The organism is Streptomyces sp. NPDC030814 (assembly GCF_055572155.1).
Genome location: NZ_JBVIDX010000007.1, coordinates 396,117 through 417,679, shown reverse-complemented (window position 1 = coordinate 417,679; position 21,563 = coordinate 396,117). Strand labels below are relative to the sequence as shown.

Annotated in this window: 17 protein-coding genes and 1 rRNA gene; 10 read left to right on the top strand and 8 right to left on the bottom strand. The window is 71.4% G+C overall.

Annotation, left to right across the window (positions count from 1 at the left end; all coding sequences use genetic code 11):
- Positions 1 to 84 (top strand): 5S ribosomal RNA (gene rrf, locus ACZ43N_RS18530); the annotation flags it as partial.
- A gap of 104 nt (positions 85 to 188) precedes the next feature.
- Here the strand turns inward: rrf and ACZ43N_RS18525 are convergent.
- Genes ACZ43N_RS18525 through ACZ43N_RS18505 form a run of 5 tightly spaced genes read right to left on the bottom strand, consistent with a single transcriptional unit; the run spans position 189 to position 5,751 of the window.
- Positions 189 to 1,499: a DUF58 domain-containing protein gene (locus tag ACZ43N_RS18525; protein ID WP_468098612.1), complete on the bottom strand. Its 1,311-nt coding sequence runs from the start codon at positions 1,497 to 1,499 to the stop codon at positions 189 to 191.
- The gene (locus tag ACZ43N_RS18520; protein WP_468098646.1) at positions 1,499 to 2,488 is read right to left on the bottom strand and encodes an AAA family ATPase; all 990 of its coding nucleotides are present in this window, start codon (positions 2,486 to 2,488) and stop codon (positions 1,499 to 1,501) included. Before ACZ43N_RS18520 ends, ACZ43N_RS18525 begins: the two co-directional genes overlap by 1 nt.
- Positions 2,488 to 3,681: a DUF4350 domain-containing protein gene (locus ACZ43N_RS18515; protein WP_468098611.1), complete on the bottom strand. Its 1,194-nt coding sequence runs from the start codon at positions 3,679 to 3,681 to the stop codon at positions 2,488 to 2,490. Before ACZ43N_RS18515 ends, ACZ43N_RS18520 begins: the two co-directional genes overlap by 1 nt.
- Positions 3,678 to 4,406 carry a DUF4129 domain-containing protein gene (locus ACZ43N_RS18510; protein WP_468098610.1) on the bottom strand — a complete coding sequence of 243 codons (729 nt, stop codon included), beginning with the start codon at positions 4,404 to 4,406 and terminating at the stop codon, positions 3,678 to 3,680. Before ACZ43N_RS18510 ends, ACZ43N_RS18515 begins: the two co-directional genes overlap by 4 nt.
- A gap of 4 nt (positions 4,407 to 4,410) precedes the next feature.
- A complete protein-coding gene (locus ACZ43N_RS18505; RefSeq protein WP_468098609.1) occupies positions 4,411 to 5,751 on the bottom strand; it encodes a DUF7847 domain-containing protein in 1,341 nt (446 codons plus the stop codon).
- Between the two features lie 140 nt (positions 5,752 to 5,891).
- Between ACZ43N_RS18505 and mtnA the strand changes: the two genes are divergently transcribed.
- The 7 genes from mtnA (at position 5,892) to ACZ43N_RS18470 (ending at position 14,649) form a co-directional block, all read left to right on the top strand.
- Positions 5,892 to 7,037, top strand: coding sequence for an S-methyl-5-thioribose-1-phosphate isomerase (mtnA, locus tag ACZ43N_RS18500; protein WP_468098608.1), 1,146 nt, complete (start codon positions 5,892 to 5,894; stop codon positions 7,035 to 7,037).
- 8 nt (positions 7,038 to 7,045) lie between these two features.
- Positions 7,046 to 7,735, top strand: coding sequence for an MtrAB system response regulator MtrA (gene mtrA, locus ACZ43N_RS18495; RefSeq protein WP_206187907.1), 690 nt, complete (start codon positions 7,046 to 7,048; stop codon positions 7,733 to 7,735).
- 1 nt (position 7,736) lies between these two features.
- Entirely contained in the window at positions 7,737 to 9,809 is a 2,073-nt protein-coding gene (gene mtrB / locus ACZ43N_RS18490) for an MtrAB system histidine kinase MtrB (RefSeq protein WP_468098607.1), read from the top strand.
- Complete coding sequence (locus ACZ43N_RS18485) at positions 9,799 to 11,625, top strand: LpqB family beta-propeller domain-containing protein (RefSeq protein WP_468098605.1); 1,827 nt, start codon at positions 9,799 to 9,801, stop codon at positions 11,623 to 11,625. Before mtrB ends, ACZ43N_RS18485 begins: the two co-directional genes overlap by 11 nt.
- Positions 11,626 to 11,817: 192 nt before the next feature.
- On the top strand, positions 11,818 to 12,690 hold the full coding sequence (locus ACZ43N_RS18480; RefSeq protein WP_468098603.1) for a ComF family protein: 873 nt from the start codon (positions 11,818 to 11,820) through the stop codon (positions 12,688 to 12,690).
- Positions 12,691 to 13,004: 314 nt separating this feature from the next.
- A complete protein-coding gene (gene hpf, locus ACZ43N_RS18475) occupies positions 13,005 to 13,697 on the top strand; it encodes a ribosome hibernation-promoting factor, HPF/YfiA family (RefSeq protein WP_468098601.1) in 693 nt (230 codons plus the stop codon).
- Positions 13,698 to 13,902: 205 nt separating this feature from the next.
- Complete coding sequence (locus tag ACZ43N_RS18470; protein WP_468098600.1) at positions 13,903 to 14,649, top strand: response regulator; 747 nt, start codon at positions 13,903 to 13,905, stop codon at positions 14,647 to 14,649.
- 12 nt (positions 14,650 to 14,661) lie between these two features.
- On the opposite strand, the gene ACZ43N_RS18465 is transcribed toward ACZ43N_RS18470, so the two are convergent.
- Together ACZ43N_RS18465 and ACZ43N_RS18460 are read right to left on the bottom strand one after the other, a co-directional pair.
- Positions 14,662 to 15,861 carry a winged helix-turn-helix domain-containing protein gene (locus tag ACZ43N_RS18465; RefSeq protein WP_468098598.1) on the bottom strand — a complete coding sequence of 400 codons (1,200 nt, stop codon included), beginning with the start codon at positions 15,859 to 15,861 and terminating at the stop codon, positions 14,662 to 14,664.
- 82 nt (positions 15,862 to 15,943) lie between these two features.
- Positions 15,944 to 16,513, bottom strand: coding sequence for a GNAT family N-acetyltransferase (locus tag ACZ43N_RS18460; RefSeq protein WP_468098597.1), 570 nt, complete (start codon positions 16,511 to 16,513; stop codon positions 15,944 to 15,946).
- Positions 16,514 to 16,794: 281 nt separating this feature from the next.
- On the opposite strand from ACZ43N_RS18460, the gene secA reads away from it, so the two are divergent.
- Positions 16,795 to 19,644 (top strand): preprotein translocase subunit SecA, encoded by a 2,850-nt coding sequence (gene secA, locus ACZ43N_RS18455; protein ID WP_468098595.1) that lies wholly within the window; start codon positions 16,795 to 16,797, stop codon positions 19,642 to 19,644.
- 283 nt (positions 19,645 to 19,927) lie between these two features.
- Here secA and ACZ43N_RS18450 read toward each other — a convergent pair whose 3' ends face one another.
- Positions 19,928 to 20,452 carry an Rv3235 family protein gene (locus tag ACZ43N_RS18450; protein WP_468098594.1) on the bottom strand — a complete coding sequence of 175 codons (525 nt, stop codon included), beginning with the start codon at positions 20,450 to 20,452 and terminating at the stop codon, positions 19,928 to 19,930.
- Between the two features lie 417 nt (positions 20,453 to 20,869).
- Here ACZ43N_RS18450 and ACZ43N_RS18445 point away from each other — a divergent pair, with 417 nt between their 5' ends.
- Positions 20,870 to 21,385, top strand: coding sequence for a DUF6912 family protein (locus ACZ43N_RS18445; RefSeq protein ID WP_468098592.1), 516 nt, complete (start codon positions 20,870 to 20,872; stop codon positions 21,383 to 21,385).
- Positions 21,386 to 21,563 lie beyond the last annotated feature (178 nt).

Sequence of the window (21,563 nt, the reverse complement as noted above, 5' to 3'; positions counted from 1 at the left end):
TACATTCCGAACCCGGAAGCTAAGCCTTACAGCGCCGATGGTACTGCAGGGGGGACCCTGTGGGAGAGTAGGACGCCGCCGAACAATCATTGAGAAAGCCCCCGCCGGGAAACCGGCGGGGGCTTTCTGCGTTCAGGGATCTCCTTTCGGAGACTGCCTGCTCGCCCTGCGGAAATGTCCGAAGAGGATTACAGGCGCCCGGCTGCCTTCAGCGCCAGATAGGCGTCTGCCAAGGCCGGCGCCAGGCTTTCCGGCGTCGCGTCCACGACCGTGACGCCATGGCGGCGGAGTCGCTCGGCGGTGTGGTTGCGGTCTGCTTGGGCCTGGGCCGCGGCAGCGGCCTCATAGATGGCCTCCGTGTTACCCCGCGAGTTCGCCATGCGGGCGACGTGGGGATCCGAGACGGATGCCAACAGGACCGTGTGGCGCTGAGTGAGGCGCGACAGTACAGGGAGGAGGCCCTCCTCGATGGGGGCCGTGTCCAGGCTTGTCAGCAGGACGATCAAGGCGCGGCGGGAAGCGGTCCGGAGCGCGGTGGCGGTGAGGCCTCGGGCGTCCGTTTCGACGAGTTCCGGTTCGAGCGGGGCCATCGCGTTGACCAGGGACGGAAGAACGTCGCCCGCCGACCGGCCCTGGACGAGGGCTCGAACGCGGCGGTCGTAGGCCATGAGGTCAACGCGGTCGCCGGCGCGGGAGGCCAGAGCGGCCAGGAGGAGAGCGGCATCCATCGCCGCATCGAGGCGGGGGATGTCGCCCACGCGGCCCGCTGAGGTTCGGCCCGTGTCCAGGACGAGGAGGATGTGGCGGTCGCGTTCGGGGCGCCAGGTGCGTACCGCGACCGCGGACTGGCGGGCCGTGGCGCGCCAGTCGATCGAGCGGGTGTCGTCGCCGGGGATGTACTCGCGGAGGCTGTCGAATTCGGTGCCCTCGCCCCGGGTCAGGACACTGGTGCGGCCGTCCAGCTCGCGGAGGCGGGCCAGCTTGGACGGCAGGTGCTTGCGGCTGGTGAACGGGGGGAGCACACGCACGGTCCAGGAGACCTTGTGGCTTGCCTGGCGGGTGAAGAGCCCGAGAGGGCCGTACGAGCGGATCGTGACCTTGTCGGCCTGGCGGTCCCCTCTGCGCGTGGGGCGCAGGTGCGTCGTGACACGGCGTCGTTCGCCCGCGGGCACGGTGAGCCGGTGACGGGAAGCGGCGACCTCGGTGCCGGTGGCCCAGCTACTCGGGGGCCAGGCGTCACGGAGGTGGGCGCGCAGGGGCCGCTTGGAAGGGTTGGTGACCGTCAGGGTGACGTCTGCGGTTTCGCCGAGGCGCGCTGAGGTGTCGCCGGAGCGTGTGAGGCCCAGCCGCCGCACGGGGGCGGCCAGGGCGTAGTCGCAGGCGCAGGCCAGGGCCAGAGGGGCGTTCACCGCGAGGACGCCCGTCCAACTGGGTTCCCAGATGCCGACGGGGAGCGTGCCGAGGGCCGCGAGGAGTGCGGCGCGTCCGGTGGGGGCCATCAGCGGGGTACGGGGACGTGGGCGAGGATCGCGTTGATGACCGAGTCGGGCGTCACGCCTTCCATCTCCGCCTCCGGGCGGAGCTGGACGCGGTGGCGGAGAGTCGGGAGCGCGAGTGCCTTGACGTCGTCGGGGATGACGTAGTCGCGGCCCGTCAGCCAGGCCCAGGCGCGGGAGGCCGCGAGGAGGGCCGTTGCGCCTCGGGGGGAGACACCGAGAGTGAGGGACGGCGATTCACGGGTGGCGCGGCAGATGTCGACGACGTAGGCGGTGATCTCGGGGGAGACGGTCGTCTTGGCCACAGCCGTGCGTGCGGCTTCGAGGTCGGCGGCGTTCGCGACGGGGCGTACGCCGGCGGCGCGCAGGTCGCGCGGGTTGAAGCCCGCGGCATGGCGGCTGAGGACGTCGATCTCGTCCTGGCGGGACGGAAGCGGAACCGTCAGCTTGAGGAGGAAACGGTCCAGTTGCGCTTCGGGCAGGGGGTACGTGCCCTCGTACTCGACCGGGTTCTGGGTAGCGGCGACCAGGAACGGGTCGGGGAGGGGGCGGGGGGTGCCGTCGACCGTGACCTGGCGTTCCTCCATGGCCTCCAGGAGGGACGACTGGGTCTTCGGCGGGGTGCGGTTGATCTCGTCGGCGAGGAGGAGGTTGGTGAAGACCGGGCCGGGCTGGAAGGAGAACTCGGCGGTGCGCGTGTCGTAGACGAGGGAGCCGGTGACGTCGCTCGGCATCAGGTCCGGGGTGAACTGGACGCGCTTGGTGTCCAGCTCCAGCGCGGACGCGAGGGCGCGGACGAGCAACGTTTTGGCGACCCCGGGGACTCCTTCCAGTAGGACGTGTCCGCGGCAGAGGAGGGCGACGACGAGGCCGGTCACGGCGGGGTCCTGGCCGACCACGGCTTTGGCGATCTCGGCGCGCAGGGCCTCCAGGGAGGCACGGGCGGAGCCCGGGTCCCCTGTGGTCCCGGCGTTGTCAGTGGTCGGGTCCATCATGAACGGCGTACCTCTCTTTCGAGGGCGTCGAGTCGGTCGGTGAGGGCGATGAGGGCCGCGTCGTCGCTGGGCGGCGGGCCGAAGAGCAGCGTGTGCAGGGTCTGTCCGTCGCCGCGGAGGTGGGCGGACAGAGCGGGGAGCAGGGCCTCGGGCGCGTGCGCCCGTGAGACGGGGACACCTACGAGGGGGGCGAGGCGCGTGCGAGTGGTGGAGCGAAGAGCGGCGGCCGCACGGTCACGGGCGTTGGCCTTGCGGTAGAGGCGGGCGCGGCCTTCGACGGTCTCGGAGGCGCGGATCGCGACGGGGAGTTTCTCGGGCACCAGGGGGCCGAGTCGGCGTGCCCGCCAGAGCGCGGCGATGAGACCCGCGACGAACAGTTGCAGGGTGCCCCAGAGCCAGCCCGAGGGGAGCAGGTCGAAGAAGCTGCGGTCGCCGGCGTCGGCGGCCGAGTCGTCGGAGAGCGAGGGGAGGTACCAGACCAGATGGGGGCGCGAGCCGAGGAGTTGGAGGGCGAGGGAGGCGTTGCCCTGCTCGTCGAGGCGGTCGTTGTAGAGGATGTCGGGAGCGCCGATGACGACGGTGTCGCCGGCCCCTTCGGCCGCCGGGAGGCGTACGAGGCTGGGCAGACCGCTCTCGGGGTAGCAGGTGTCGGCGTCGCGGGCGGTGACCCGGTAGCGGACGCCGCCGAGGTCGGCGGTGCCCGCACGGCGGGCGGCCGGCAGGGCGCAGCCGGGGGCGAGCGTGGAGTCGAAGCTGGGGGCGGCGTCGGCGGTGACCCCAGGGGCGAGGGTGCCGACGGACGGGGTGTCGGGGGCGACGAGGACGGTACGGCCGCCGGAGGTGGTCGTCGCCGTGCGCAGGCGGTGCTGCTGGGACTCGGTGAGCAGGTCCGGGACAGCGATCAGGAGGGTCGTGTCGGGGTCCGCGGCGGCGGTGGCCTCGTCGAGGGTGGTGACCACACGGGTGGACACGCCGTTGTCGTCGAGGAGTTCGGCGATCGCGCGGCTGCCGGTGGGGTCGGCGGAGCGCGGGTCGAGGCGGCCGTGTTCGGCGCCCGAGCGGATGACCGCGATGACGACTGCCGCGGCCAGGAGGATCACCAGGGCGATGACGACACCGCGTGCACGGCCCCAGAGTTGTCGGGCGGTGGGCGAGGCCGAGGTGTTCGGGAGCATGGCCTCAGCGGTCATCCGGCGGCCCCCTGGCGGCTGTTGTGGGCCGTGCTCGTCGTGCTCCGGGCGCTGCTGCCGGCCAGGGCGGGCTTGGCGCGCTCCAGTTCGTCGTCCAGGGCGGCGAGGTGGCGGTACGTGCCTTCGGCCGCGGGCCGGCCGCCGTATATGACGTCGTCGAAGTCCCGGGCGGCCGTGCGGAGTCGGTCCGCGTGGGCGGGGAGCACCCGGCCCCCTTCGGAGGCGGCCTCGTCGGCGGTACGGCCCGGGCGTACGTCGAGGAGGGCGCGTTCCTCCAGGGAGCGGACCACTGCGCGCATGCGTTCCTGGACGGCCTGGTTCCAGTGGCCCTGGGCGGCCTGCGCCTCGGCGGCCGCGCGGTGTTCGGCTGCGCTGCGGGGGCGGTCGTCGAAGAGCTGGGCGGAGGAGGAGGGGGTGCGGTGCGGGGTGCCGAGGCGCCACCACAGCGCGCCGACGAGAGCCAGGACGGCCAGGACGATGACGACGAGGCCGATCGCGCCACCGGGAGTGGCGGCGGACGCGGCGCCGAACAGTCTGTCGATCCAGTCCCAGAAGGCGTCCATGGCGCGTTCGTACCAACTGGGGTCGTTCTCGTGGTACATGCCCTTGGACAGCTCGCGCCGGGCCGCCTCCCGCGCGGGGTCGCGCGGGAGGGTGACCGGTGGTTCGTCCGCCGAGCGCCAAGCGATGGGGACGGCGGTCGGAACTCCCCCCGAGAGTCTCACCGCATCAGCTCCCCGGTGTGGCGGTGGAGGCGGTGCCGCCGTAGTCCTGGACGCCGGCGGCGCGGGCCAGTTCGAGGTCGAGGGCCTCGCGGCGGATGCGCTGGTCGATGTAGAGGAGCACGGTGACGCCCGCGCTGATGGGGAAGGTGATCGTGGAGCCGATGACCGAGCCGACGCCGCTGATGGCGAGGTAGGTCCAGCCGAGTTCGGTGCTGCCGGTGAGGAGGCCGGAGAAGCCCTCTCCGTCCAGGGCCGTGCCGATGACGGCGAAGGGGATCACGACGATCGACGCGACGACGTAGGCGATGATCGCGGCCAGCAACTGGATGCCGAGGACGCGCCACCAGGAGCCGCGCACCAGCTTGACGGAGCGGCTCATGGACTTGCGGACGCCCTGCTTCTCCAGCATCAGGGCGGGCGAGGCGAGCGAGAAGCGGATCATCAGCCACACGGTGAGGACGAAGCCGCCGAGTCCGCCGAACACGGCGAGGACGATGCCCCCGCCTTCGCCGCCCCCGGCGATGAGGAGGATGCCGGGCAGGATGCCGAGGGTCATGATCAGCACGGCGATGAGGGGCAGCAGCAGGGTGAGGCCGCCCAGCCTGAGCAGTTGCGGGCGGGCGTCCCGCCAGGCCTCGCCGATGGTCACCTTCTTGCCGAGGACGGCTCGGCTGGTCACGGTTGTGAGGAGGGCCGTCGCGATGATGGTGCCCAGCAGGGAGATCAGCAGGACGGCGGTGGTGCTGAGCAGGGTCTCGCCGAGGGCGCGGCTCAGCTCACCGGGTGTGGCGGTGGGGTCGTTGAGGGCGTCCGCGTTCGCCGTGTCGCTCAGGACGAGGCCCTGGAGCAGGATCACCGCGATCTGGGTGACGACGGCGACGGTCAGGGAGATCCCGAGGACCGTGCGCCAGTGGGTGCGCATGGTGGAGACAGCGCCGTCGAGGATCTCGCCGACGCCGAGGGGACGCAGCGGGATCACACCGGGCTTGGCCGCGGGCGGGGGCCCGCCCCATCCGCCGCCCCATCCGGGTGCCCCATGGCCGGGGTGGCCGCCGGGGGCTCCGTAGGCGCCGGGCGGGCCGTACCCGCCGGGGCCGGGGTACGGGCCGCCGGGGTGGCCGCCCCAGCCCGGGGCGGGCTGCGGTGGTGGGGGCGCCTGAGCGGGGCCCTGCGGGCTCGGGTTGCTCCACTGGGCGGGCGGGGGCTGCTCCTTCGACCAGTTGGGCGGAGGCTGCGTCTGGTCCGCGCCGCTCTGGTCGGCCGGCTGCGGGGTGTCCTGCCGGCCCGCGTCCTGGCCGTCCGAGGGGGTCGATCCGGGCGAGGCCCAGCCCGGAGTGTCCTTCATCGTCGCTCCTTCACGGTGCTCGTCCGCGGTCGCGGCGGCAGGTTGGCGCCCATCGTGCCACGCGGTGTCCGAGAAGGGACGAGGGGCCGTATGGGCTGCGCACCTTCAATTGTCCGTCGGATACGGGGCAGACTGGCCGCATGGCTGATCAGTACGCGCGAACCGGCGACGACACCCGGCCGACCGAGACCCCTGCGATCCGTTGGGAGGAGCCACCCGAAGGCCCCGTCGTGGTTCTGCTGGACCAGACGAGACTGCCGGCCGAGGAGGTCGAGCTGGTGTGCACGGACGCGTCCGTGCTGGTGGAGGCGATACGTTCGCTCGCCGTGCGCGGTGCGCCGCTGCTGGGTATCGCCGGGGCGTACGGCGTCGCGCTCGCCGCCGCGCGGGGTTTCGCGGTGGAGGAGGCCGCCGAGGCGCTGGCGGGTGCCCGGCCGACCGCGGTGAACCTCTCCGGCGGTGTGCGGCGCGCGCAGGGCGCGTACCTGGCCGAACTCGGCCGCACCGGCGACCAGAAGCAGGCCGCGGCGGCCGCGCTCGCCGCCGCGCGGGCGTTGCACCAGGAGGACGCCGAGGCCAGCACCCGCATGGCCGGGCACGGGCTGGCGCTGCTCGACGAGCTGCTGCCGGGCGGCGGGCACCGGGTGCTCACGCACTGCAACACCGGGGCTCTGGTGTCGGGCGGTGAGGGCACGGCGTTCGCGGTGGCGCTGGCGGCGCACCGGGCGGGGCGGCTGCGCAGGCTGTGGGTGGACGAGACACGTCCGCTGCTCCAGGGCGCCCGGCTCACGGCGTACGAGGCGGCGCGCAGCGGGATGGCGTACACCTTGCTCACGGACAATGCCGCGGGTTCGCTGTTCGCGGCCGGAGAGGTCGACGCGGTGCTGGTGGGGGCCGACCGGATCGCCGCCGACGGGTCGGTGGCGAACAAGGTGGGGACCTATCCGCTCGCGGTGCTGGCTCGTTACCACCATGTGCCGTTCATCGTGGTGGCGCCCGTGACCACGGTGGATCCGGACACCCCGGACGGGGCGTCCATCGAGGTGGAGCAGCGCGCGGGTCATGAGGTGACGGAGATCACAGCGCCCCAGGTGCCGGTGGCGGGAGCGGAGGCGGGAGGCGGTATTCCGGTGGCACCCCTGGGGACCCAGGCGTACAACCCGGCGTTCGATGTGACGCCGCCGGAGTTGGTGACGGCGATCGTCACGGAGGAGGGGGCTGTGTCGCCGGTGACGGCCGGTGCGCTTGCGGAGCTGTGTGGCAGGTCACGACAGGTAACGATTTAGTTAATGGGATGATGTCGTTTATGAAGGGACGAGTCCTTGTCGTCGACGACGACACCGCACTGGCCGAGATGCTCGGCATCGTGCTGCGTGGTGAAGGTTTTGAGCCGTCTTTCGTAGCCGACGGCGACAAGGCGCTGGCCGCGTTCCGTGAGGTCAAACCGGATCTTGTGCTGCTCGATCTGATGCTGCCGGGCCGGGACGGGATCGAGGTGTGCCGCCTGATCAGGGCGGAGTCCGGGGTGCCGATCGTGATGCTCACGGCGAAGAGCGACACCGTCGATGTCGTCGTGGGTCTGGAGTCGGGCGCGGACGACTACATCGTGAAGCCGTTCAAGCCGAAGGAGCTGGTGGCCCGGATCCGGGCGCGGCTGCGGAGGTCGGAGGAGCCGGCGCCGGAGCAGCTCGCCATAGGTGACCTGGTCATCGACGTGGCCGGGCACTCCGTGAAGCGGGACGGGCAGTCGATCGCGTTGACGCCGCTGGAGTTCGATCTTCTGGTGGCGCTGGCGCGGAAGCCGTGGCAGGTGTTCACTCGAGAAGTCCTGCTGGAGCAGGTCTGGGGGTACCGCCATGCGGCGGACACCCGTCTGGTGAACGTTCATGTGCAGCGGCTGCGTTCCAAGGTCGAGAAGGACCCGGAGCGGCCGGAGATCGTGGTGACTGTCCGTGGTGTCGGATACAAGGCAGGACCCAGCTGACATGTCCGGGGACAGCGCCGCTTCGGCGCCCGGTCAGTCCGGGACCCGCACGGAGCGGCCTGTCGGCCGGAAGACGTCGGGCTCCCGCTGGGGGCGTTTTCTCGCGGGCGGGTTGCCGCAGGGCGGAGTCCAGGGCAGCCCGGTCCTGAGGCTCTTCATACGCTGGGTGCGCCGCCCCTTGCTGCCCGTGATGCGGCTGTGGCGACGCAACATCCAGCTCAGGATCGTCGTCACGACCTTGCTGATGTCGCTCAGCGTGGTGCTGCTGCTGGGCTTCGTCGTCATCGGGCAGGTACGCAACGGGCTGCTGGATGCCAAGGTCAAGGCCTCGCAGAGCCAGGCCACGGGCGGGTTCACAGTCGCCGAGCAGCGGGCCGACAGCGCGGGGAGCGCGGCCGGTAACGACAGCGGAGAGCTGGACGGCGACCGGGGGCAGAACGTCGTCGAGTGGATGACCAACCTGGTGAACTCCCTGTCCAGCGGTGGACAGGGCGCGTTCGACGTCGTGACGCTCAGCCCGGTCTCGGCGGACGGCGAGACCGGCGGGCTCGGTCCGCGTGCCTCCGGTGGGGTGGCCTGGGACCTCAGCGTGCCCGTGGCGTTGCGTGAGCGCGTCGACGACGGCACCAGCGCCGTACAGAGCTACACGCGGATCCACTACACCAACGGCCAGGAGTCGCAGCCGGCGCTGATCATCGGCAAGCAGGTCAGCGACCCGAACGGCAGGCCGTACCAGCTGTACTACCTCTTCCCGCTCACCCAGGAGGAGAAGTCCCTCAGCCTGGTCAAGGGCACGCTGGCGACGGCGGGGCTGTTCGTCGTCGTCCTGCTCGGGGCCATCGCCTGGCTCGTGGTGCGCCAGGTCGTCACGCCCGTACGGATGGCGGCGGGCATCGCCGAGCGGCTGTCCACCGGGCGCCTGCAGGAGCGGATGAAGGTCAGCGGTGAGGACGACATCGCGCGTCTCGGTGAGGCGTTCAACAAGATGGCGCAGAACCTGCAGCTGAAGATCAGTCAGCTGGAGGACCTGTCGCGGATGCAGCGGCGGTTCGTCTCCGACGTGTCGCACGAGCTGCGCACCCCGCTGACGACCGTACGGATGGCGGCGGACGTCATCCATGACGCGCGTGTGGACTTCGACCCGGTGACCGCGCGGTCGGCCGAGCTGCTCGCCGACCAGCTGGACCGGTTCGAGTCGCTGCTCGCGGACCTGCTGGAGATCAGCCGGTTCGACGCGGGCGCGGCGGCCCTGGAGGCCGAGCCGATAGACCTGCGTGAGGTCGTGCGGAAGGTCGTCAGCGGGGCCGAGCCGCTCGCCGAGCGCAAGGGGACGCGGATACGGGTCCTGGGGGACCAGCAGCCCGTCGTCGCCGAGGCCGACGCCCGGCGTGTGGAGCGGGTGCTGCGGAACCTCGTGGTCAACGCCGTGGAGCATGGCGAGGGCAAGGACGTGGTGGTCAAGCTGGCGGCGGCGGGCGGAGCGGTCGCGGTCGCGGTGCGCGACTACGGCGTGGGGCTCAAGCCGGGCGAGGCGACGCGGGTGTTCAGCCGTTTCTGGCGGGCCGACCCGGCACGCGCGCGTACCACCGGCGGAACGGGACTGGGACTGTCCATCGCGCTGGAGGACGCCCGGCTGCACGGCGGCTGGCTCCAGGCGTGGGGCGAGCCCGGCGGTGGCTCGCAGTTCCGGCTGACCCTGCCGAGGACGGCTGACGAACCGCTGCGCGGCTCTCCGATACCCCTGGAGCCGAAGGACTCCCGGCGCAGCCGTGGTCCCGGCGACGGGACCACGCGGCCCGGAGGCGGCAAGCTCGCCACGGTGCCGGTGCAGGCGGGGGAGCACGGGGTTGCCCGGGCGTCCATAGGGCCGCGGCCGGGCGGCGGGCAGGTGCCCACGGCCGACCCGACGGCGCTGCCCGGCAACGGCGCGCGCGTGGTGCCCCGGCCGGGCGCCTCGCCCACGGCACCGCCCGCGCAGCGCGGCGGCGAGGGTGCGGGGCAGGCGGAGGATCGGCTCTCCGGGGCCGGCTCCGAGCAGCAGGAGAAGCAGGGGGAGGCATTCCGTGGGCGCTGACCGCGCGAAACGCGGCCGTGGGCGTCCGGTGCGGGCGACGGTGTACGTCGGCATCGGTGCCGTACTGCTGGCCGGGTGTGCCTCGATGCCGGACAGCGGGGACATGCGCGACGTCGAGTCGACCCCGCGGCAGGAGACACAGGTGCGGGTCTTCGCGCTGCCGCCCGCCGAGGACGCCCAGCCCCAGGAGATCGTGCAGGGCTTCCTGGAGGCCCTCACCAGTGACGACCCCAACTACGAGACGGCCCGCAAGTATTTGACCGGGGGCGCGCTGAAGACGTGGGACCCGGGCACGTCGACCACGGTCCTCGACGAGGCGCCGACCGCGTTCACGAAGGTCACCGGGCGCGAGCCGGACAGCACGTCGTACCGGTACGAGCTGGTCGGCGAGAAGGTCGCCCGCGTGGACGGGCAGCACGCGTACACGCCGGCCAGCGGCGAGTACGAGGAGACCGTGCACCTCACGAAGGTGAAGGTGAAGGACAAGCAGCAGTGGCGCATCGACAAGCTGCCCCAGGGCGTGATGCTCGGCAGGTCCGACTTCGAGCGGAACTACAAGTCGATCAACAAGTACTACTTCACCTCCGCCGCGCAGTCCGGTGAGGCGGGGACGGTCGCCGATCCGGTGTACGTGCGCAGCCAGGTCGACCCGGTGACCCAGATCGTCCGGGACCTGATGAAGGGCCCGACCCGCTGGCTGAACTGGGGCGCGCGGACCAGCTTCCCCTCGGGTACGGCGCTGCGGAAGGGCACCACCCATCTGACGCCCGACGAGCAGAACACGCTGGTCGTGCCGCTCAACGCGAAGGCCGACCGGGTCTCGGCGAGCAGGTGCCGGGAGATGGCCACCCAACTGCTGTTGACGCTCCGGGACTACATGCCCAACGGCATCGACGACGTGGAGCTCCAGGGGTCGACCGGGGAACCGCTGTGCGTGCTCAGCGGCAGCCAGGTCGAGGACGACGGCGCGAGCCGGCACGGCAAGAGCATCGTGTACGAGTACTTCATCGACGGGGAGCACCGGCTCGTACGGCTGGCGGCGGGGGAGAGCACGCCCACGCCGGTGCCGGGCGATCTCGGTGAGGGTGTGAAGCAGCTGCGGTCGGCCGCCGTGTCGCGCGACCAGGAGCGGGCGGCCGGGGTGTCGGCCGACGGGAGCGACCTGTACGTGGCGCCGCTGACGCCGGGCGGCGCCATCGGCGAACCGGTGCTGCGCAGCGCGGGCGCCACCGCCGAGGACCGGCTGACGACGCCCAGCTGGGACGGGCGCGGCGATCTGTGGGTGGCCGACCGCGATCCCAAGAAGCCGCGCCTGCTGGTCCTGGCGGACGGCATGGGCGAGCCGCTGGAAGTGCGGACGGCGGGGCTCGACGGGCGCATCGAGGCGGTGCGCGTGGCCGCCGACGGGGTGCGGGCCGCGCTGATCGTGGAGAAGGACGGCGAGCGGTCGCTGTTCATCGGGCGCGTCGAGCGGGACGCCGACGCCGACGGCACCACCGTCTCCATCGTCGATCCGCGATCCGTGACACCGGACCTCGAGGACGTCTCTGCCATGTCGTGGGCCGGTGACAGCCGGCTCGTGGTGGTCGGCCGGGAGCCCGGCGGGGTGCAGCAGACGCGGTACGTCCAGGTCGACGGCTCCACGCTGCCGGGTCCCGCGCCCTCCGCGCTGACCGGTGTGGAGGAGATCGCCGCGTCCGAGGACGAGAGCCAGCCGCTGGTCGCGCACTCGGCGGACGGCATCGTCCGGCTGGCGCCCGGCGAGCAGTGGCAGACGGTGGTCAAGGAGGGGACGGCTCCGGTGTATCCGGGATGAGTCCCCGGAGAACCTCCCCCACGACCCGGTGGGCGTGCGTGCGCCGGTCCGGCCCAGGGCGGCGGCGTCCGGCCATCCGCGTACGGGGGTAACTCGTGTGGGTGACAACCCCCGTGCGGTTCCGGTGAGTTGTCCACAGGGAGTTGTCCACAGGGGTGGCAGGGCCTCGCATGCGTTGGCACAGTGGTGGGCATGCGGGGGTGGTGGCAGGACCTCACGGATCTGGTGCTGCCGGCCGAGTGCGGAGGCTGCGGGAGGCCTCGCGAGGTGCTCTGTCCGGAGTGCCGCGCCGCCCTGATGGGGGCCGTACCGAGCCGGGTGCGACCGGTGCCGGAACCGGTCGGGCTGCCCGAGGTGCACGCGGCCGCTCCGTACGAGGACGCGGTACGGGCGGCGCTGCTCGCGCACAAGGAAAGGGGCGTCCTGGCGCTCGCCGAACCCCTCGGCACGGCCTTGGCAGGGGCCGTACGGGCGGGGCTGGGCGAGATGTGGGCCGGGGACGCCGAGGACGGACCACCGGGGCGTGAGGCTCCGGCGGACGGTGCGGGAAGCGGTGCCCGCGAGGACGTGCTGCTCGTCCCGGTGCCGTCCGCGCGGCGGGCGGTGCGGGCGCGTGGGCACGACCCCGCGCGACGGATCGCGCTCTCGGCCGCCCGGGTGCTGCGGCGGGCCGGGACGCCGGCCCGGGTGCTCGCTGTGCTGCGGCAGCGGCGTGCCGTGGCCGACCAGTCCGGGCTCGACTCCCGACAGCGGCTGGACAACCTCGCGGGCGCCCTGGAGGTGGCCGCCGGGGCCGTCCCGTTGCTGGGTGAGGGCCGGGTCGTGCTCGTCGACGACCTGATGACCACCGGGGCCTCGCTCGCGGAGGCGGCGCGGGCGGTCCGGGCGGCACATGACAGTTGGAGGGTGTCGTCGGCGGGAGAAGGGAAAGGCGCTGGGCGAACGGTGAAGGGGGCGGCGCGGAGCAGCGTCACAGGAGTCCACCGAGCGGACCGTGCAGGTGAGGGGCTGTGCGCGGCGGTGATCGCCGCGCCGCCGGACGCTTTCCGGATAAACCGGAACTGACAGAGAACTTGCATCGTTGCAGGTAATGAGAGGGTCAATTCACCTGAACGGAGGTACGTCTCGGTAGAGGGTGACGCCATCCGTCCGGGCGAGATATGTTCGGTTGTGAGGGAATGGCCCCGGCCGTTCACCACATATCCGGATGCCGTGCTGCGGGTTTTCTGCAATCACCCGCACTGGTGGGGTGGAGATCTTGTCCGCGGGGGAGGAGGAGGTGGAGTCACCGAGTCCGCGGTTCCGGAAGTAGCCGGAACCTGGTGCACAAGGGAGATGCTCCGCCAGTGGAGCGGAGCGATCCGGGAACGGAGTTCTGCGTGGACATCGTCGTCAAGGGCCGCAAGACCGAGGTGCCCGAGCGGTTCCGCAAGCACGTGGCCGAGAAGCTGAAGCTGGAGAAGATCCAGAAGCTCGATGGCAAGGTGATCAGCCTCGACGTCGAGGTGTCCAAGGAGCCCAACCCCCGACAGGCCGACCGCAGTGACCGAGTGGAGATCACGCTCCGCTCCCGCGGGCCGGTGATCCGGGCGGAGGCAGCGGCGAGCGATCCGTATGCGGCGCTCGACCTGGCGGCGGACAAGCTCGAAGCCCGGCTGCGCAAGCAGCACGACAAGCGTTACACGCGCCGGGGCGCGCGCAGGCTCACGGCCGCAGAGGTCGCCGACCACGTCCCGGGCGTGGCGACTCTCAACGGCAACGGATATGTCGCCGAGGAGGAGAAGAGCGACGGCGTACCCACCAAGCGGATCGGCTCGCTCGAAGTGAAGGGCGAAGGCCCCCTCGTCGTCCGCGAGAAGACCCACGTCGCGTCCCCGATGAGCCTCGACCAGGCGCTCTACGAGATGGAGCTGGTCGGGCACGACTTCTATCTGTTCGTCGACTCCGAGACCAAGGAACCGAGCGTCGTCTACCGCCGACACGCCTACGACTACGGCGTCATCCACCTCAGCACGGACCCGATGGTCGCAGAGGTGCACTCGAACGCCGCGGGCGGCACGCTCGGCGGCTGACCACGCCGGGTGACAGCTGTGCCGGTGCCCCTGGAGCGCGCGTGCGCCCCCAGGGGCACCGGCGTGCGACCCCTGGAGGCCCGCTCTGTCACCGTACTGTCGCCCAGGCATGAAATCATGGCCGAACCGGCCCCAACCGGCGGGTCGTTGCCTTGGGTTGGCGATGGCACAGAAACACAGGCCACGGCCTTCAGGGGGAGGAACGATGGCGGACAGCAGCTTCGGACCGATGCGTGACGCGGAGGCCGACGGGCATTCCGTCGGCACGGGCCCCGCGGCGGGCTCCCGCAAGGAGCCAATCCGTGTCCTTGTCGTGGACGATCACGCTCTCTTCCGCCGCGGTCTGGAGATCGTCCTCGCCGCCGAGGAGGACATCCAGGTCGTCGGCGAGGCCGGTGACGGGGCGGAGGCGGTGGACAAGGCGGCCGACCTGCTGCCCGACATCGTGCTGATGGACGTCCGGATGCCCAAGCGCGGTGGGATCGAGGCATGCACCTCCATCAAGGAGGTCGCCCCCAGTGCGAAGATCATCATGCTGACGATCAGCGACGAGGAGGCCGACCTCTACGACGCGATCAAGGCGGGAGCGACCGGTTACCTCCTCAAGGAGATCTCCACGGACGAGGTGGCCACCGCGATTCGCGCGGTCGCCGACGGGCAGTCGCAGATCAGCCCGTCCATGGCGTCGAAGCTGCTCACCGAGTTCAAGTCGATGATCCAGCGGACCGACGAGCGGCGGCTGGTGCCGGCGCCACGGCTGACGGACCGGGAGCTGGAAGTCCTCAAGCTCGTGGCGACCGGGATGAACAACCGGGACATCGCCAAGGAGTTGTTCATCTCCGAGAACACCGTGAAGAACCACGTCCGCAACATCCTGGAGAAGCTTCAGCTGCACTCCAGGATGGAGGCCGTGGTGTACGCGATGCGGGAGAAGATCCTCGAGATCCGCTGACCCCGGCGCAGGTCAGGCCAGTGCGCGGGCGAGCTCTCTGATCAGGGGGTCGCGGAGCTCGGGGGCGTCCACTCGCTCCACGCGGACATCGGTGCAATCCACCCAGCTCGCCGCCTCCAACAGTGCCTGGGCCACGGCAGGGACGGCCTTCGGGCCGCGGAGGGTGACCTGCTTGGCGACCAGGGCGCGGCCGTCGCGGGCGGGGTCGACGCGCCCGACGAGGTGGCCGCCGGACAGCACCGGCATCGCGAAGTAGCCGTGAACGCGCTTCTGCTTGGGGACGTAGGCCTCCAGGCGGTGGCTGAAGCCGAAGATGCGTTCCGTGCGGGCCCGCTCCCAGACCAGGGAGTCGAAGGGGGACAGCAGTGTGGTGCGGTGGCGGCCGCGCGGGGGTGTCGCCAGGGCCGCAGGGTCCGCCCAGGCGGGCTTGGACCAGCCCTCCACCGTCACCGGCACCAGGCCCGAGTCGGCGACCACCGCGTCGAACTGCTCGCCCTTGAGGCGGTGGTAGTCGGCGATGTCCGCGCGCGTGCCGACGCCGAGGGCCTCGCCGGCCAGACGCACCAGACGGCGCAGGCATTCGGTGTCGTCCAGCTCGTCATGGAGCAGCTCGGCGGGGACGGCGCGCTCGGCGAGGTCGTACACCCGCTTCCAGCCGCGGCGCTCCACACAGACGACCTCGCCGTACATCAGGGCGCGTTCGACGGCGACCTTCTCGCCGGACCAGTCCCACCACTCGCTGGTGCGCTTCGCGCCGCCCAGTTCCGTGGCGGTGAGGGGGCCCTCGTCGCGGAGCTGTTTGATGACGCGGTCGTAGGCACCGTCGGGCAGTTCGTGACCCCACTGGGGGCGGGCGCGGTAGGCGCGGCGGCGGAAGGCGAAGTGGGGCCACTCCTCGATGGGGAGGATGCAGGCGGCGTGGGACCAGTACTCGAAGGCGTGGGGCCGTGCCGGAGCCGCGCCGCGGGCGGTGGCCCAGTAGGCCTGGTCGACCGTGGTGCGGCCTATGGCGCCGAGGCGGGCGTACGGGACGAGTTCGTGGGAGCGGGCGAGGACCGAGATGGTGTCGAGCTGGACCGCGCCCAGGTGGCGGAGCACGCCGCGGACGCCGGACCTGCGGTCGGGGGCGCCGAGGAAGCCCTGGGCCCGCAGGGCGATGCGGCGGGCCTCGTCCGCGGTGAGTTCTGTCGTGGGGGGCGGCAGGGGTGTCATGGTCCGCAGGGTAGGCCAGGGCACTGACAAGCGGGGCTGAGCTGGGAGAACCGCCGATCGGGCGCAGCGAGGGCGCCGGGCGTCAGCGTGGGCTCGGCAGGTAGGGGGACGTGGAGGGCAGGCTCAGGTCGGAGGGGAGGAGGGAGCCCACCCAGCAGTCGCGGAGGGTGCCGTTGTTGTTGAGGGCGGAGCGGAGGGTGCCCTCCAGGGTGAAGCCGGTGTTCGCCGCGACCGCCCGGGACGCGGCGTTGCCGACCTCGGCGCGCCATTCGAGGCGGTCGACGGCGAGCGCGGTGAACGCCCAGCGGGCGGCGACACGGACCGCCTCGGTGGTGTAGCCGTTGCGGCGGTGCTCCTTGGCGGTCCAGAAGCCGATCTCGGCGGCGCCGAGGGAACGCATGGTGATGCCGAGCATGCCCGTCAGCACCCCGGAGGGGAGGAAGACGCCGAAGGTGAACATGGAGGCGTGGGCCCAGCCCTCGGGGACCGCGTGCTCGACGAAGGTCACCGCGTGCTCGCGCAGATACGGCGAGGGGATCGTGGTCCAGCGCTGGATGTCCGGGTCCTGCGCGGCGGCGTACACCGTGTCGGTGTCGCGCGCGTCCACGGCGCGCAGCAGCAGGCGCTCGGTGGTCAGGGTGACGGGGTCCATCGGGCGATTGTGCTCGGGGCGGCGGAAGGGCGCCATCTCATTTGCGTCTGTTCTGTGGACGGGTCCGGGGCGCCGCCGGGACAGGCGGTCGCAATTCGTGCATTTCGTGGGCGGAACGCGGCACCATCGGTGACGCCCGCCCGTTGTCCTAGTGGCTGTCAGGGCCAGACCTCCCGGCACGGCGGGGTCCTCGCTTACGATGGCCGTTGCTCAAGCTGTGATTTGAAACTGTCAATTGAAACCGACCGTCCCAGGCCCGACCGGCAAGGAGACAAACCCCCGTGTCCGTCCTCTCGAAGATCATGCGTGCAGGCGAAGGCAAGATCCTGCGCAAGCTGCACCGCATCGCGGACCAGGTCAACTCCATCGAAGAGGACTTCGTCGACCTCTCCGACGCCGAGCTGCGAGCCCTCACCGATGAGTACAAGCAGCGGTACGCCGACGGTGAGAGCCTGGACGACCTGCTCCCCGAGGCGTTCGCCACCGTGCGCGAGGCCGCCAAGCGCGCCCTCGGTCAGCGTCACTACGACGTCCAGATCATGGGCGGAGCCGCCCTCCACCTCGGCTATGTGGCCGAGATGAAGACCGGTGAGGGCAAGACCCTCGTCGGCACCCTGCCCGCGTATCTGAACGCGCTGTCCGGCAAGGGCGTCCACCTCATCACGGTCAACGACTACCTGGCCGAGCGCGACTCCGAGATGATGGGTCGCGTCCACAAGTTCCTGGGCCTGTCCGTCGGCTGCATCCTCGCCAACATGACGCCGGCCCAGCGCCGCGAGCAGTACAACTGCGACATCACGTACGGCACGAACAACGAGTTCGGCTTCGACTACCTTCGCGACAACATGGCGTGGTCCCAGGACGAGCTCGTCCAGCGCGGTCACAACTTCGCGATCGTCGACGAGGTCGACTCCATCCTCGTCGACGAGGCCCGTACCCCGCTGATCATCTCCGGCCCCGCCGACCAGGCCACCAAGTGGTACGGCGACTTCGCCAAGCTGGTGACGCGCCTGAAGAAGGGTGAGCCCGGCAACCCCCTCAAGGGCATCGAGGAGACCGGCGACTACGAGGTCGACGAGAAGAAGCGCACGGTCGCCATCCACGAGTCCGGGGTCTCCAAGGTCGAGGACTGGCTGGGCATCGACAACCTGTACGAGTCGGTGAACACGCCTCTGGTGGGCTACCTGAACAACGCCATCAAGGCGAAGGAGCTCTTCAAGAAGGACAAGGACTACGTCGTCATCGACGGCGAGGTCATGATCGTCGACGAGCACACCGGCCGTATCCTCGCCGGCCGCCGCTACAACGAGGGCATGCACCAGGCGATCGAGGCGAAGGAAGGGGTGCCGATCAAGGACGAGAACCAGACGCTCGCCACGATCACCCTGCAGAACTTCTTCCGCCTCTACAAGCGCCGGGACCACAACGGCAAGGAGATCCCGGGCCTGTCCGGCATGACCGGTACGGCCATGACCGAGGCCGCGGAGTTCCACCAGATCTACAAGCTCGGCGTGGTCCCCATCCCCACCAACAAGCCGATGATCCGCAAGGACCAGTCGGACCTGATCTACCGCACCGAGGTCGCGAAGTTCGAGGCGGTCGTCGACGACATCGTCGAGAAGCACGAGAAGGGTCAGCCGATCCTCGTCGGTACGACGTCGGTCGAGAAGTCCGAGTACCTGTCCCAGCAGCTGAGCAAGCGCGGTGTCCAGCACGAGGTGCTGAACGCCAAGCAGCACGACCGTGAGGCGATCATCGTCGCCCAGGCCGGCCGCAAGGGCGCCGTGACGGTCGCCACCAACATGGCCGGCCGCGGTACGGACATCAAGCTCGGCGGCAACCCGGAGGACCTCGCCGAGGCGGAGCTGCGCCAGCGCGGGCTCGACCCCGAGGAGCACATCGAGGAGTGGGCCTCGGCCCTGCCCGAGGCCCTCGCGAAGGCCGAGGCGGCGGTCAAGGCCGAGAAGGAGGAGGTCGAGGCCCTCGGCGGTCTCTACGTCCTCGGCACCGAGCGGCACGAGTCCCGCCGTATCGACAACCAGCTGCGCGGTCGTTCCGGCCGTCAGGGCGACCCGGGCGAGTCCCGCTTCTACCTCTCCCTCGGTGACGACCTGATGCGCCTGTTCAAGGCCCAGATGGTCGAGCGAGTGATGTCCATGGCGAACGTGCCGGACGACGTGCCGATCGAGAACAAGATGGTCACCCGTGCGATCGCGTCCGCCCAGTCGCAGGTCGAGCAGCAGAACTTCGAGACGCGCAAGAACGTCCTGAAGTACGACGAGGTCCTCAACCGCCAGCGCGAGGTCATCTACGGCGAGCGCCGCCGCGTCCTGGAGGGCGAGGACCTGCACGAGCAGATCCAGCACTTCATGGACGACACCATCGACGCGTACATCGCCGCCGAGACCGCCGAGGGCTTCGCCGAGGAGTGGGACCTCGACCGGCTGTGGGGCGCCTTCAAGCAGCTCTACCCGGTGAAGGTCACCATCGAGGAGCTGGAGGAGGCGGCCGGCGACCGGGCCGGGCTGACCCCGGAGTTCATCGCCGAGTCCATCAAGGACGACATCCACGAGCAGTACGAGGCGCGTGAGGCGCAGCTCGGCTCCGAGATCATGCGTGAGCTGGAGCGCCGGGTCGTCCTGTCCGTCCTGGACCGCAAGTGGCGTGAGCACCTCTACGAGATGGACTACCTCCAGGAGGGCATCGGCCTGCGCGCCATGGCCCAGAAGGACCCGCTGGTCGAGTACCAGCGCGAGGGCTTCGACATGTTCACCGCCATGATGGAGGGCATCAAGGAGGAGTCCGTCGGCTACCTGTTCAACCTGGAGGTCCAGGTCGAGCAGCAGGTCGAGGAGGTTCCGGTCGAGGACGCCAGGCCGACCCTGGACAAGGGCGACGCGGTTCCCGCCCAGGCGGGTGCCTCGCGGCCGGAGATCCGGGCGAAGGGACTGGAGGCCCCGCAGCGCCGGGACCGCCTGCACTTCTCCGCGCCGACCGTCGACGGCGAGGGCGGCATCGTCGAGGGCGACCTCCCCGAGGACGAGCCGATCCGCTCCGAGGCCGACGGCCTCACCCGCGCGGAGCGCCGCAAGCAGCAGGGCCGGGCGGGCGGCCGTCGCCGCAAGAAGTGAGGTCGCTCGCCGCTCCGCGCGAAGCGGGGCGGCGAGGGGCCGTAGGGTCGCCGAGCTGTCCGGCGTACCGGCGAGCGGGCGTGGTTGGCCCGCAGCGCCGGCACCGAGGGCTGTGCGGCCGTGGGCCGTGAGACAGGGATGGGCCGGGCATCTTCGGGTGCCCGGCCCTTCTGTGTGCCAGGTACGGCTGCTCCGGCGGTCCGGCGGTCCGGCGGTCGGCCGGGATGCGGAAGGGGGCGTACGGGCCGGATCGGGGGCGTACGGCCAGGTGTGCCGGGGTGCTTCAGTCGTCGTCCGTGTGGGGGCGCCTCGGGCCGCCCAGTTCCACCGCTGTGCAGCGCCAGCGGTGGTCGGAGCCGTGTTCCAGGCGGAAGGCCATGGCGCTGAGACGGTCGCCCGCGCCGATTCGGGCGAAGACCTCCAGGGCGCCCGGGGCGGCCACGTAGTAGCCGATGTCGCGGATGACCGGGTCGGTGTCCTGGAGGGGGCGCAGGGGGCCTCGCTCGGCGAGCCAGGCCAGTTCGTCGTAGGCCCGGCCCGCGGTGTGGCGCAGCATGCTGTGGACCGGGCGGCGGCCGCTCAGGACCGCCAGGAGGAGGTCCGCGAAGCGGTCGGTGGGGCGGGGCTGCGGGGCCGGCGCGGTGAGGATCCCGGTGAGGAGGGTGGCGGCCCTGCTCCGGGCGGTGGCCGACGAGCGGCCGCCACCGGGCGTGGTGCGGGCGGGGGTACGGCCGGGGCGGCGCGTGTCGTGGCGGACGGGCGGGCGGGTGCCGGGACGGCGCTGGGTCCTGGTCATGACCTTGTTCATCGGGGTCCCCGTTCGTCGGTGTCGGTGAGCCGTTGGTACCAGTCGGTAACTTCTTGTTGGGGATCTTGTACGAGGCGGGGGGCGGGCCTCGCAAGGAGGGGCGGCGCTCGGAGCAGGGCCCGGAATGTTCACCTATCAGGGTGGCGGGGACGGGGCTCCGGGCCGGTGTGGCGGGGCTGTACCGGGTGAGGCGGTGGTCATGGGGTGGACGGGACCGGAGGGTCGGGCGGGGGCTCGAAAGGGGACGCCCGCACGTATCCTGAAGGCCCGTCGGGACTCCTCGAACGGCCTCGGGCCCCTTCCGGGGTGCGGGAGCGTTCCCGTCGGGGTACGGATCGTTCCCGGCGGGGCGGACCGTCCTCGCCGGAGCCCTCCGCGGAGCCTTGACAGCGAACACGACTACGAAAGCGGCCTGCCATGCGCGTCTACGTCCCCCTGACCCTTCCCGGGCTCGCCGAGGCGTACAAGACGGGGCAGTTGGGAGAGGGTCCGCTCGTCGCGTACGCCGTGACGCCGGCGCTGCGCGAGTGGTACCTGTCCGACGACATCGAGGAGTTGGAGTACGCCGCGCTGAACCGGGCCGCGCTCGCCTCGTTGCGGCTGGTCGCCGTGGAGCCGGGGGCGGCCCGGCGCCGGGTCGTCGTGGCCGTGGACGTGGCCGACCGGGACGCCGTCGCCGATCCCGACCGGGGGCTCGACCCGGCGGCGCTCGGCGAGGTGCGGGTCGCCGGGCCGGTGCCCCTCACCAAGGCGGCGGCCGTGCACGTCGACTCGGCGGAGGCCGAGGCCGAGGTGGGTGAGGCGGCGGACGCGCTCGGTGCGGCGGACCAGGGGGACGACGACGCCCAGTTCATCGTCGACGGGGCGGACGACCACGAGCTGCTGTGGTACGCGACGCAGGAGATCCCGAACCTGGTGGGGCTCGGGGAGTGACGTCCGCGGCGCGTGGCAGGTGACCGGTGACCGTTACCAGGGTCCGGTGGTCCGGTGGTCCGGTGGTCCGGTGTCCGGGCGGCCCGTGGCCCGGCCCCAGTCAGCGAGTCGTACGTGCGTGCGGGGTGCGTACTCAGGGTCACGGTGCGTTGTCAGTGGTGAGGGGTAGTTTTCTCGG

Excerpts from the sequence above, each read along its gene's own strand:
- ACZ43N_RS18505 (WP_468098609.1), bottom strand. The coding sequence starts at position 5,751 with ATGAAGGACACTCCGGGCTGGGCCTCGCCCGGATCGACCCCCTCGGAC.
- ACZ43N_RS18470 (WP_468098600.1), top strand. The coding sequence starts at position 13,903 with ATGGCGGACAGCAGCTTCGGACCGATGCGTGACGCGGAGGCCGACGGG.
- ACZ43N_RS18480 (WP_468098603.1), top strand. The coding sequence starts at position 11,818 with ATGCGGGGGTGGTGGCAGGACCTCACGGATCTGGTGCTGCCGGCCGAG.
- mtrA (WP_206187907.1), top strand. The coding sequence starts at position 7,046 with ATGATGTCGTTTATGAAGGGACGAGTCCTTGTCGTCGACGACGACACC.
- ACZ43N_RS18445 (WP_468098592.1), top strand. The coding sequence starts at position 20,870 with ATGCGCGTCTACGTCCCCCTGACCCTTCCCGGGCTCGCCGAGGCGTAC.
- ACZ43N_RS18520 (WP_468098646.1), bottom strand. The coding sequence starts at position 2,488 with ATGGACCCGACCACTGACAACGCCGGGACCACAGGGGACCCGGGCTCC.
- mtnA (WP_468098608.1), top strand. The coding sequence starts at position 5,892 with ATGGCTGATCAGTACGCGCGAACCGGCGACGACACCCGGCCGACCGAG.
- ACZ43N_RS18460 (WP_468098597.1), bottom strand. The coding sequence starts at position 16,513 with ATGGACCCCGTCACCCTGACCACCGAGCGCCTGCTGCTGCGCGCCGTG.
- ACZ43N_RS18465 (WP_468098598.1), bottom strand. The coding sequence starts at position 15,861 with ATGACACCCCTGCCGCCCCCCACGACAGAACTCACCGCGGACGAGGCC.
- ACZ43N_RS18525 (WP_468098612.1), bottom strand. The coding sequence starts at position 1,499 with ATGGCCCCCACCGGACGCGCCGCACTCCTCGCGGCCCTCGGCACGCTC.
- ACZ43N_RS18450 (WP_468098594.1), bottom strand. The coding sequence starts at position 20,452 with ATGAACAAGGTCATGACCAGGACCCAGCGCCGTCCCGGCACCCGCCCG.
- ACZ43N_RS18515 (WP_468098611.1), bottom strand. The coding sequence starts at position 3,681 with ATGACCGCTGAGGCCATGCTCCCGAACACCTCGGCCTCGCCCACCGCC.
- mtrB (WP_468098607.1), top strand. The coding sequence starts at position 7,737 with ATGTCCGGGGACAGCGCCGCTTCGGCGCCCGGTCAGTCCGGGACCCGC.